The sequence below is a fragment of the Pedobacter chitinilyticus genome, assembly GCF_003313385.1.
GTDB classification, from domain to species: Bacteria; Bacteroidota; Bacteroidia; order Sphingobacteriales; family Sphingobacteriaceae; genus Pedobacter; species Pedobacter chitinilyticus.
Genome location: NZ_QMHN01000005.1, coordinates 332,000 through 344,829, shown reverse-complemented (window position 1 = coordinate 344,829; position 12,830 = coordinate 332,000). Strand labels below are relative to the sequence as shown.

Annotated in this window: 10 protein-coding genes; all 10 read right to left on the bottom strand. The window is 38.1% G+C overall.

The annotated features are described in order from the left end of the window. Window positions 1–23: 23 nt before the first annotated feature. Window positions 24–590 carry a cytochrome c oxidase subunit 3 gene (locus DUT70_RS16320; protein WP_240432148.1) on the bottom strand — a complete coding sequence of 189 codons (567 nt, stop codon included), beginning with the start codon at window positions 588–590 and terminating at the stop codon, window positions 24–26. Window positions 591–604: 14 nt separating this feature from the next. Then, complete coding sequence (cyoE, locus tag DUT70_RS16315) at window positions 605–1,507, bottom strand: heme o synthase (protein ID WP_113648419.1); 903 nt, start codon at window positions 1,505–1,507, stop codon at window positions 605–607. Window positions 1,508–1,517: 10 nt separating this feature from the next. Continuing rightward, on the bottom strand, window positions 1,518–2,579 hold the full coding sequence (locus DUT70_RS16310) for a COX15/CtaA family protein (protein WP_113648418.1): 1,062 nt from the start codon (window positions 2,577–2,579) through the stop codon (window positions 1,518–1,520). Between the two features lie 98 nt (window positions 2,580–2,677). Then, window positions 2,678–4,549 carry a cytochrome c oxidase subunit I gene (locus DUT70_RS16305; protein WP_205529821.1) on the bottom strand — a complete coding sequence of 624 codons (1,872 nt, stop codon included), beginning with the start codon at window positions 4,547–4,549 and terminating at the stop codon, window positions 2,678–2,680. A 21-nt stretch (window positions 4,550–4,570) separates the two neighbouring features. Next, window positions 4,571–5,794: a cytochrome c oxidase subunit II gene (locus DUT70_RS16300; RefSeq protein ID WP_240432145.1), complete on the bottom strand. Its 1,224-nt coding sequence runs from the start codon at window positions 5,792–5,794 to the stop codon at window positions 4,571–4,573. A 94-nt stretch (window positions 5,795–5,888) separates the two neighbouring features. Further along, window positions 5,889–7,124, bottom strand: a complete 1,236-nt coding sequence (locus DUT70_RS16295) for a quinol:cytochrome C oxidoreductase (protein ID WP_113648415.1) — start codon at window positions 7,122–7,124, stop codon at window positions 5,889–5,891. Between the two features lie 15 nt (window positions 7,125–7,139). After that, on the bottom strand, window positions 7,140–7,727 hold the full coding sequence (locus DUT70_RS16290; protein ID WP_240432144.1) for a c-type cytochrome: 588 nt from the start codon (window positions 7,725–7,727) through the stop codon (window positions 7,140–7,142). Next, complete coding sequence (locus DUT70_RS16285) at window positions 7,720–8,256, bottom strand: DUF3341 domain-containing protein (RefSeq protein WP_113648413.1); 537 nt, start codon at window positions 8,254–8,256, stop codon at window positions 7,720–7,722. The genes DUT70_RS16290 and DUT70_RS16285 overlap by 8 nt, the downstream gene beginning before the upstream one ends. Window positions 8,257–8,258: 2 nt before the next feature. Further along, on the bottom strand, window positions 8,259–9,731 hold the full coding sequence (gene nrfD, locus DUT70_RS16280; RefSeq protein WP_113648412.1) for an NrfD/PsrC family molybdoenzyme membrane anchor subunit: 1,473 nt from the start codon (window positions 9,729–9,731) through the stop codon (window positions 8,259–8,261). A gap of 25 nt (window positions 9,732–9,756) precedes the next feature. Continuing rightward, window positions 9,757–12,798: a TAT-variant-translocated molybdopterin oxidoreductase gene (locus tag DUT70_RS16275; protein WP_113648411.1), complete on the bottom strand. Its 3,042-nt coding sequence runs from the start codon at window positions 12,796–12,798 to the stop codon at window positions 9,757–9,759. Window positions 12,799–12,830 lie beyond the last annotated feature (32 nt).

The following is a 12,830-nucleotide window of genomic DNA, read 5'->3' as shown; positions in this document are numbered from 1 at the left end:
TAGTATAATAGTTTGTTAAAAAATTAACTGTTCAAAAGTAAAAAAACATATAGATATATCCATAAGATATCTATAAAATGCCAAAATATTGAGGTAATGTCCTGACGATAGGCCGCAACCTCGGGAGAAACATTTTTATAACTGCCTATTAAGCTCGCCATCACAAACGCCAAACCCGCCAAAATGTGCAACAAGTGAAAACCTGATACGACATAAATCATGGAAATAGCTGCGTTGTTGTTCACCAATACTGCTCCAGTTTGGTAAAGACCTACCCAACCTTGAAATTGCAATACGCCAAAAACGATTCCTAAAACAAAGGTTAGCCACAATAGCATTCTTTGCTTTCCTATATCGCCATTTTTTAAGGCTCTTGCAGCCATGAATAAACATACACTGCTAAGCACTAGCACGCCTGTGCTATAGGTAAAAACTTCTGGTAAAACTAAACCATGCCCCTTACCTTTTGAGGCCATAAAAACAAGGTAATAACTGGTCCATCCACCAAACATAATGGTAGAAGAAACCACGAACAACCAAACCACAAATTTTTTGGGCTTGAAGTTAAACGCTACGGTCTCTTGTTGCATTGTACTCACCATCTTTATACTACTAAATCAAACAATAAAATTAATTGTACCAAAGGGATGTAAAAGAATGAACAAAACATCACTTTTCTGGCACTTGTCAAATCCATTTTCACTACCAACTGATAAGCATACCAACTAAACAATAATCCAAGCACTACGGAAACACCAGCAATGTAATAGCCACCAAAACCATAGAAGGTTGGCAACAAACTCACTGGAATTAGGATCAATGTACTGGCCAAGGTAAAAACAGCACTCGTTTTATCTCTTTTTTTGGTTGGTAATAATCTAAACCCTGCTTTGCTGTAATCTTCATCTAAAACCCAAGCAATAGACCAAAAGTGAGGAAACTGCCATACAAACTGCACCAAAAATAGGATGATGGCAATTTGATAATCTCTAGGTACATAACCTACAGGAGAATGCCCAATAGCCGCCAAATAACCAATTAGCGGTGGCAATGCACCAGGGATAGCTCCTACAAAAACAGCAATAGGCGATTTTCTTTTTAACGGCGTGTAAGCAAAAGCATATAGCAAAATAGAAAACACGGAAATCAGCCCTGTTTCTAAGTTAAGCTTGCCTAACAACCAAGTACCCGCTATACCCATTACCAAGCCCGACACCAAACCTTGTCCTGTGGTCATACGACCTGCTGGCATTGGTCTGTCTTTAGTTCTGGTCATGAGTTTATCCAAATCCACTTCAATAATTTCATTAAAGCAATTTGCTGCTCCGGTAACCAAGAAACCACCGATAATCAAAATCAACCAATTGGTCCAGTTGATTTCATCGATAATGGCACGGTCTACCTGAATTTTAGATCCAATTAAAAATGTAACAGACGCAGAAAATACCACTAAGAACGTTAGTCGGAATTTTATGAGTTTTGAAAAATCTGAAAAAAACTGTTTCAATTTTTAATATTTAAGCGGTTTTATAGGTCTTTGTTCTATAAACCAACAAGTACAAATAATATTGCAGACTAAACATAATGGTCGAAAACAAAATGTGTATGGCCTGCGCATACGGCGGTAATCCTAAGTATGACAATAAAAATCCAGAAACAATCTGAACAATTAGTGTGATCATTAGGTAGTTGGCCGTAATTAGTGGCCAAGCTTTACCGCTAAAGCGGTCAATTACCATTTTATAAACAATAAAATTGCTAATGCCAACCAAAATAGCTAAGTCTCTGTGATAAGAGAATACGCTACCTATTTTGCCTACCCACGTATTTCGTCCATTGTATTGAAGTGACTTTGCAATGCTGTCTACGGCTTCCCTAACTTCTGTTCCCAAAATAATTTGTAGGATAGAAATAACGATGGTAAACAACAAAAACCCTTTCAACCACATGATACGATACATGATTACCGTTGGCTCTTTATGCAGCTGTTTAGCATAGTTGTAGGTATAAATAGCAATTCCTAAAATAACCAGGGCTAACAGCATATGTACTGTTACTACCCATTGTGTTAAGTTAGTAGATACGACAATGGAACCTAACCAAGCTTGATAGCCTACAACAAGGATATTCAACCAGCTAAGTACAATAATTCGCTTGGCCTTTTTCTTGTATGCAAATGAAAAAATTGCAGTTAACAAAAGTAAGATACCTAGAATTGCACCCGTAAGCCGGTTGACATATTCTGTCCACGTTTTTGCGGCATTAAACTCTTCATGCACCAATATTGATTGATCTTTTCTGATACTATCTGCTAATTGGTGCTTGCCCATACTTTCCAAGTATTTGGCAAACTTCTCATTTTTCTTTTTCCTTCCTTCTACGTACTTCGTTTCGTAATCTGGAGGAAGCTGTTTAACGGAAGTGGGTGGAATATATTGATCAAAGCATTTAGGCCAGTCTGGACAGCCCATACCTGAACCTGTACTACGAACAATACCTCCCGCCAAAATAACCACCAAAGTGGCAATAATGGTAATTAAATTTATTCTAATAAATCTACTTTCAGATTTAGCAATCATTGAATATGTGATAGATTTATAAAAATAAGGTACCTGTAAATGTTAAAACACTTTGCAGATACCTTATTACATATTTTAGACAAAGCTCGGCTCAGTGCTTATTCTTGCACTGGCTTATTTTTAGCTTCCCATTCTTTTTGTATACGCTCTGCTTCTTCGTTACCCTCAAAGTCATGAGGTAAGTTAGAGCTCATTGTTTGAGAGAAAGGAACAGTTTGAGGAATAAAGTCTTTCTCTGCTCCTGGCTTGCTATAGTCATATGGCCAACGGTATACTGTTGGGATTTCTCCTGGCCAGTTTCCGTGTAAATGCTCTACTGGAGTAGTCCACTCTAAAGTATTCGCATCCCATGGGTTTTGAGGAGCTTTCTTACCTCTAAAAATTGAATAGAAGAAATTAAACAAGAAAGCTACTTGAGCCAATGCTGCTACAATTGCAGACCATGTTACAAATACGTTAACGGTTAACCATTTGTTCATGAACTCAAACTCAGTAAATGCATAGTAACGACGAGGTACACCATCTAAACCTAAGAAGTGTAGCGGGAAGAATACCAAGTAAGCACAGATGAAAGTTACCCAGAAGTGCAAATAAGCCAACTTAGGATTCATCATTCTACCAAACATTTTAGGAAACCAGTGGTAAACACCAGCCAACATCCCGAAAATAGCTGCAGAACCCATTACCAAGTGGAAGTGAGCTACTACAAAGTAAGTATCGTGTAAGTTAATATCTAACGAAGCATTACCCAAGAAGATACCAGTTAAACCACCAGAGATGAAGAAAGATACCAAACCGATAGCGAATAACATCGCTGGTGTAAATCTTATATTACCTCTCCATAAAGTAGCTAAATAGTTAAAGGTTTTTACCGCTGATGGTACCGCAATGATCAATGTCGTGATCATAAACACACCGCCCAATAACGGGTTCATACCAGTTACAAACATGTGGTGACCCCAAACGATGAATGATAGAATGGTAATACCCATTAATGAATAAACCATCGCGTGGTAACCAAAGATTGGCTTTCTAGCATTTACAGAGATAATCTCTGAAGAAATACCCAAAGCAGGCATGATTACGATATATACCTCAGGGTGACCTAAGAACCAGAATAAGTGTTGCCACAAAATTGGAGAACCACCTTCGTTAGGTAAAATCTGAGTACCAAATACTAAATCTGATAAATAGAAACTTGTACCAAAGCTACGGTCGAATACTAAAAGTACCACACCCGCTACCAATACAGGGAACGATAAAATACCCAAAACAGCAGTTAAGAACAAAGCCCAAATGGTTAAAGGCATTTTCCAAAGGTCCATTCCTTTTGTACGCATGTTTAAGATGGTACTTACATAGTTGATACCACCCATTAAAGATGATGCTACGAAAAGAACCATACTAATTAACCACAAGGTCATACCTATTTGAGAACCTGGCATAGCTTTAGGTACTGCTGAGAGCGGAGGATAAATTGTCCAACCAGCACTTGCAGGTCCCGTTTGCGTAAAGAAAGATCCCATCATCACTAAACATGCAGTTAGGAAGAACCAATAAGAAAGCATGTTCAGAAATGGTGAGGCCATATCTCTAGCACCAATCTGCAATGGGATTAAAAGGTTACTAAAAGTACCACTTAAACCAGCAGTTAATACAAAGAATACCATGATGGTACCGTGAATGGTTACCAAAGCCAAGAAAAAATCTGGCTTTATTCTTCCACCTTCAGCCCATTTACCTAAAAATGTTTCTAATAATGGAAAAGATTTATCTGGCCAAGCTAATTGAATCCTAAATAAAATAGATAGGAGCATTGCTATAACTGCCATGATGATACCAGTTATCAAAAACTGCTTGGCAATCATTTTGTGATCTTGACTAAATACGTATTTAGTTAAGAACGTTTCATGGTGATGGCCATGTCCATGATCGTCGTGGTGTGTATCGTGTAATGATATTGTTGACATAATAAGGTTTTTCCAGTATTATTATTTTTTTAAAGCTAATTGGTTCTTTACATCTAATGCTACTTTAGCAGCTGTTGCCGTTGTGTCAGCAGGAGCTTCAGTAGCTGCTGGTGCAGCCGCTTCTACTGGAACTGGCAAATTAAATGCCTTTCTTAAGTCGTTGGTTAAATAAGGTGTTTGTTTAGTCAACCACTCTTGATATTCCTTTTCACTTACAACCCTTACATTTTTCTGCATGTTAAAGTGGTTGGCTCCACAAATTTTAGCACACAATAAAATATAGTTGAACTTAGGATCATTAAGCTTAGTTTTCATTTCCTCAGTAGTAATAGTAGGTGTAAACTCAAAATATGAGGTCATACCTGGTACAGTGTTTAATTGTACCCTGAAGTGAGGCATGTAAAAACTGTGAATAACATCTTTACTAGTCAAGATAAAACGAACTGGCTTGTTCACAGGAATCACAATTTCCTCAGCCATTAAATCGTCTAAACTGTTTTTATCTTTAAAATCGATACCTAAGCTATTGATAGCGGTAATCAACTTATAGTTTTTCTTACCTACAATAGCATCAGTTCCTGGGTAACGAATTTCCCATAAGAACTGAGATGAAGTTACCTCGATGTTAATTGCTCTGTTCTTAGGATCTTCAACTTTGTAGAAAATAGATCTCCAAGTCAAGAAACCTTTCAACACCAATAAAGTCAACACCAAAGCAGGAACGATTGTCCAAATTTTCTCAATGGTATTATTATGAGGGTAGTAATAAGCTTTTCTTTTATCAGAAGCTCTGTAGAAATAAGCGAATGCAAAAAGAACAATATGCGTAAGAATAAATACAATAGTCGTAATGATTAATGTTAGTTTAAACATCTCATCAATACGTTGACCGTGCTCAGATGCCGCTTCGTGCATGTGAGAGATCATTGTACCGTGCACCGTATATTCCCAATATACACCGTATAGACCTACAACTAAGAATAGAGCAAATATTACAGCGTTTACAGTGTTCCAGTTGATTCCTTCTGGCTTACCTTGCGTTTCGCGGGTTAATTCATATACTTTTAATGCTTTCCCTACAATTGCAATGAATAAACATAGAAGCAAGAACAATAGTACATAAAATAATGCATTTTGATGTACCGGACCCATGTCTACAGGTTTAGCCGTAGCGGCTGCAGCTGCTTCTTGAGCAAAGGCATTAGCGCTTGAGAAAACAGTAAACAATACTGTTAACGCTGCCATTGTTTTATTAACGATTAATTTTCTTAAACTCATTTTCTTTAAAAGTAGTACGATGTACCGTAGTTATATTATTTATTGTAAACCGTATTTTTTATTATAGGTGGTGGTTTAAACTCTCTTGTAAAAGTGGATGGTTTTTTGCCACCAAAGGTTTTTTGCTTAATGCACTTAACACAGTGTAAGTAAATAAGCCAACAAAGCCAAGTGTGATACCAATTTCTAAAATACCAAATCCACTACCACTCTTTGCACCAAACTCAAATACACCTGGCATAATCATTTGGTAGTAATCTACCCAGTGGCCACATACTACAATAATAGAAACCACTAATAGGATATTTTCACTTCTTTTGTTATCACGGTCCATTAATAATAATAGAGGAGATAAGAAGTTTAACACTAAGTTAAGGTAAAACCAAAACTCGTAGCTATTGAAACGTTTGTAGAAGTAAACTGTCTCTTCCGACATGTTCGCATAGTAGATTAATAAGAATTGAGCAAACCAAACGTAAGTCCAGAAGATCGAGAAACCGAAGATAAATTGACCTAAGTTGTGTAGGTGACTATTGTTTACCCAGCTCATGTATCCTGCTTTTCTCAATAAGATAATCACGATAGCGATAATAGCCAAAGTACTTACCCACATTGAAGCAAAGTTGTACCAACCGAACATGGTTGAGAACCAGTGTGCTTCTAATGACATGATGTTATCAAAAGCAAAGATTGGCGTAGTAAATCCGTAGATTACTAAGAAGATACAAGAGTACTTGAAACTTTTATTGTAAGAAGTTAATCCTCCAGTTAAATCTTCGTTATACGACCACTTGGTTACAAAATGAGCGAAAATTGCATACGATCCCATAAACACTACCTGTCTGATCATGAAGAAAGGTACGTTTAAGAATACCGCTTTACCTGCAATTAAGCTGTCATAGTGTGGCGAGTTAGGATCAGTTAATCCTTCTGCGTTCCAGTGGTGATAAAGGTTATGTGTGTATAATCCGAAACCTGTAATGGCAATTAGGATTAAAGCTGCCCAAGGCAAGTTTTTTGCCATAGCTTGCGGTACACGTAATATAGATGCTGACCATCCCGCTTGAGCAACAAACTGTATTGCCAAGAAGAATGTTGCAGACATACAAACACATGCGAAGTAATAGCCCATCAACAATAGATTGGCAAAAGTACGCTCATGTGTAATGTGATCACTGTTGAAGAATAAGCCATAAGCTATTGTTAAGATACCAATAACAATACCAACAATACTCAGGATTTTTACTTTCCCAGTAAACTCAAATTGTTCACTTAAATTATAATGATGAGTTCCCATTTATATCTGCTTTTCTTATTGTATTTTTTGTAATTGTTGAACATACATCACCACTTTCCATCTTTCTTCTGGGCTAAGTTGTGAAGCATGAGACCCCATTGCATTTAAACCATACATAATGGTATGATAAATTTTTCCAGCTGGCATATCTTTCATTAAGCCACCACGAGATGAGTTTGCATCAGCCCCGTGATAAGCAGGTACGCCTGAGATACCTTTGTCCAATTTCACGATATGACCTTGTCCGTCGCCTTTCTCGCCGTGGCAAGGTGCGCAGAAAACAGTATAGAAATGTTTTCCTTCAACTAGGTTTTTTTCTGTTAAAGCTAATGGGTTTACCAATGCCGCAGAAGCCTCATATCCTTCTTTTGTATTTGGATACTCGTAGCGGATAAAATCAACTGGATTAGTATTTGGAGGTGGCGTTTGCGACGTTGCTCCGTTCGCAAAGTTTTTGTTAGGCTGATCCTGATTGTATGCAATCGGATCGTACATATTCCTTGCGTATTCTAAACCTGTGCTTTTATTATCTCTACAGGCCGAAAGCATTGCTACAGAAGCTAGTAAGCCAAATGCTCCTAAAACAATCTTATTCTTATTCATAGCTAATATACTTCCTTTCATTATGCTTAACTTCTAAAGCGCCTGCACCTTTTAAAAGTTCATCAATTTTTTCGTGTTCTGTATTTTGTTTGGCATCAATAGCAATGACAAAACGATCGTCAGTTGCACGTAAGTCCATTACCCTTGGTGCTCTTCCTGGAAACAAATGGGTTGAGGCATAATATGAACCTACTAAACCAAATGCACAGAATAGAATAGTTAACTCAAAAGTAATTGGAATAAAATCTGGCAATGCAAAGTGCGTTTTACCACCAATGTTTACTGGCCAATCTACTACAGTAGCTAAATAAACCCCAGTAAGCATGGTTATTGTACCTGTAATTCCGAAAAAGAAAGCGGCAATATCTAATCTAGATCTTTTAACGCCCAATTTCGCTTCGATACCGTGAATAGGCATAGGGGTATAAACATCATATATAGAGATGTTGTTCTCCTGCAATTTCTTGATGCCAGTTAGCATCTCATCAGGATCTCCAAAGCTGCCTAAAATATATTTGATATTACTCATTGTTATATTTTTGCGTAATCTTCTTGTTTAACACTATCAAATTTCTCTAAAGATTCAATGTACTCTTGTACATGCTCTTTATCTAAGTTTCCTTCTTTAATCAACTTCATCTTAGATTGCTCACTTGAGCTCTTCAAGATCATTTTAACCTCAGCAATTGCAATAGAAGGTAAAACTCTTAAGAACAATAGGAACAAGGTAAAGAATACACCGATTGAACCGACAAACACACCCACATCTACCCAAGTTGGCGAGAACATCGTCCAGCTTGACGGAAGGTAATCACGGTGTAATGAAGTTACGATAATTACGAAACGTTCGAACCACATACCAATGTTCACTACAATAGATAGTACCCAAGTTGCAGCGATGTTGGTACGGATTTTCTTAAACCATAGTAACTGTGGAGAAATTACGTTACAAGTCATCATTAACCAATATGCCCAGGCAAAGGGACCAGCGATACGGTTTTGGAACGCGTATAACTCGTATTGTGAACCTGAATACCAAGCAATGAATAACTCAGTTAAGTAAGCCACACCTACAATCGAACCTGTTAAGATGATGATCTTGTTCATTGATTCGATGTGGAACATGGTGATGTAGTTTTCCAAGCCTAATACTTTACGTACAACCAATAATAAGGTTAATACCATGGCGAAGCCTGAAAAAATCGCACCTGCAACGAAGTAAGGAGGGAAAATGGTGGTGTGCCATCCAGGAATTACCGAAGTTGCAAAGTCCATAGATACAATGGTGTGTACCGAAAGTACCAGTGGTGTTGAAATACCTGCTAAGATTAATGATACTGCCTCAAAACGTTGCCAAGTTTTTACACTACCTGACCAACCGAATGAGAAAATGGTATATACTTTTTTACGGATACCTGTTGCTCTATCTCTAATGGTCGCGATATCTGGTAATAAACCTGTGTACCAGAATAATAATGATACCGAGAAGTAAGTAGAGATCGCAAACATATCCCACACTAGTGGCGAGTTAAAGTTCACCCAAAGTGAACCGAATTGGTTTGGCAAAGGAAGTACCCAATATGCTAACCATGGACGACCCATGTGTGATACTACGTATGTTGCGGCACAAATAACGGCGAAAATTGTCATCGCCTCTGCCGAACGGTTAATGGAGTTACGCCAGTTTTGACGGAAAAGTAATAGTACTGCGGAGATTAGCGTTCCAGCGTGACCAATACCTACCCACCATACGAAACCGGTGATATCCCAAGCCCAACCTACCGTTTTATTTAAACCCCAAGCACCAATACCAAACCAGAAGGTATAGCCTACAGAAACTACCCATAAAGTAGCTCCGCATAGTGCAAGGATAAATCCAATCCACCAAGCCTTGTTAGGTTTATTTTCTACCGGAGATAAGATCTCTTCCGTAATTTGGGCATACGTGATGTCCTTTCCGGTAATTAAAGGTTCCCTTAAAATTGATTCGTTATGTCCTGCCATATTCTATATTGCTGTAAGTAATAGCTTACGCATGTACTTCTTTTGTTTCTGAATCTATGTTTCTAATTTTTGTCATGTAACCAATGCCTGGCTCAACGTTGATTTCTTCTAATACGTAGTAAGTACGCTCGCTACGTAGGGCTTTTGAAACTTCCGAGTTTGGATCATTTTTATCGCCGAAGATAATTGCGTTTGCAGAACAAGCTTCTTGACAAGCCATTTTGATATCGCCATCTTTTAATGCACGCTTCTCAATTTTGGCAGTTAATTTACCCGCTTGGATACGTTGGATACACATCGAACATTTCTCCATTACACCTCTTGAACGAGTGGTAACATCTGGGTTCAATACTAATTGTGTAAACTCGTTGTTCAAGTAGTTATCGAAACGTGAATCGTTCCAGTAGTTAAACCAGTTGAAACGACGTACTTTATATGGACAGTTGTTTGCACAGTAACGAGTACCTACACAACGGTTATAAGCCATATGGTTTAAACCATCTGAAGAGTGTACTGTTGCCAATACCGGACATACTGTTTCGCAAGGTGCATGATCGCAATGTTGACATAACATTGGCTGGTGCACAACAGAAACACTTTCTAGATTATCTAAATGAGCAATTTCTTTCTCTTTAGTAACAGCCCCGTGTTGCTCATCGTTAAAGCTATAGTAACGGTCGATACGTAACCAGTGCATTTCACGACGACGACGAACCTCATCCTTACCTACTACTGGAATATTGTTTTCTACGTTACAAGCCACAATACATGAACCACAACCTGTACAAGCGTTCAAATCGATCGCCATTACCCAGTTGTTACCCAACATTTCGTGCTTATCGGTAGTCCACAAATCATAAACTTTATGCTTGTGGTGGTTACCTGAACCAGCCGCTGGATCTTTCAAGAAATCTTTAAAAGAAGCTTCACGCACAATGTTTCTACCTTCGAAAGAGTAGTGAGTTTGCGTTTGCGCTAACTCTTCCCAAGCGCCAGTAGCTGTTAAAGTAGCCGTAGTTGCATACTTTAAAGTACCGTTAGTATAATTTACAAATGGGAAAGCATTTTTACCTACATTGTTACCTGCTTTACCAACTTTAGTACGTCCGTAACCTAAAGCTACAGAAGCAGTACCCATTGCTTGTCCTGGTTGAAACAATACTGGTAAATCAACCGAGTAACCGTTTTCACCTTTAATGCTTACTACGTCAAATTCTTTGTAACCTAATTTTTCTGCTTGTTTAGGGTTTAAAGCTAAACTGTTATCCCAAGTTACTTTAGTTACTGGATCAGGGAATTCTTGTAAAAATGCGTTGTTGGCTTGTTTACCATCACGCATCGGAATACTTTCAAAAATTTGAAGCTCGATATCTTTTTTCAATGCTTTGCTGCTTGCTACGATAGCTGCTGCTACTGCATCTAATGATAAAGTAAAGCCATAGCTTCCTGCTGGTTTAGCAGCATTGATGATCACACCAGTTTGTAAAACATCTTTCCAAGTTTTACCTGCTGCAGGTAAGATATTTTTCTCCCAGTAGTTACGTACATATTGGTAGTAATCTTGTACTGGAGCATCTGCCCAAGTTAATAAGCTTTGCTCTGCTTGGCGAGAATTGAAAACTGGGTTGATCGTAGGTTGAACAATGCTGTAGTAACCTTCGTAAGTATTTGCGTCACCCCATGACTCTAAATAGTTAGGTGTAATGGCTACTACATCAGAAAGATCAGCAGTTTCATCTTCTCTATCAGAGAAAGAAACTTTCAAACCAACTTTTGCTAAGCCTTCAGTGAAAGCTTTCGTATTTATAGCATCGTAAGCAGGATTTGAGTTCAAAAAGAACACCGCACCTACTTCGCCCTTGTTCATTTCGTCAACTAATAATGCAAATTCAGCATCATTACCTTCGTAACGTTTACAAGGATTATCTAAGTCGATAGTAGTACCATAACTACCGATTGCAACGTTAATGGCGTTTACTAAAGTTTGAACAGAAACATCGTTAGAACCAGCAACTACTAGTGCTTTACCTTTGTTCTGTGTCAATTCCTTAGCTACCAATTTAATTGCTTTATCAGCGTTGGCATTGTCTGGCAAACCTGCACCTGGCAAGCTAGCACCTGTAATTGCATTATATAAAGCAATTAACGCAGGTCCTTCTTCCGATAATTTCAAAGCAATACGAGTATCGGCGTTAGTACCTGTTAAACTCATACCTGCCTCAAATTGGAAGTGGCGAGACATTTTTTTCTTTTCTAAAGATTTATAATCTCTGTTAGAAGTATATTGAGCAGTGAATTCTTCGCCGCTGATCCAAGTTCCCAAGAAATCTGCTGCAAAGCTTACAATTAAATCTGCTTTTTCGAAGTTATATTTTGGCAATACTGCTTTACCAAAGCTGTTTTCGTTAGCCTTGATAATACCTGTATAAGAAACTGGATCATACTGAACCAATTTAGTTGTAGGATATTTAGCAGTAAATTCTGTAACTACCGCTTTTGCCGATGGGCTGTTCAAAGTACTAGCAACTACACGAATTTTCTTACCTGAAGCCTGAACTTTGTTCAATTCGCCTTTAACGAATTTATCCAAATCAGCCCAAGTGGTTTCATCCTTTTTCAATAAAGGACTTTTTAGTTTAGATACATCGTACAAGTCTAAAACCGAAGCCTGAGCTTGCGCATCAGTACCGCAGTTAAATGTTCCTGCGTTAGGGTTAGCCTCAATTTTAATTGGGCGACCTACCACAGTTTTAACCATTACGCTATTTCCTTTGAAACTTGAAACATAAAAGTTAGGGATACCTGGAGTTACCTCTTCTGGTCTAACTAAGTAAGGAATTGATTTATGTACTGGTGCTTTTTGACATGCAGCTAAAGTCACAGCCCCTAAACCAAAACCTAATGCCTTCAAGAAGTCACGGCGTGGGGTAACTGTACTTAATCCTGCTTCACTTAAAACATCTTCTATTGGAAGCGGCTCGGCAAATTCGCTTTTGTTGTTCTCAACAAACTCGGGAGTTTTATTCAACTCCTCCAAACCTTTCCAGTATTTCTTGTTGCTTTCCATTTAAGCTATATTACTGTTTATCGAACTTTCTA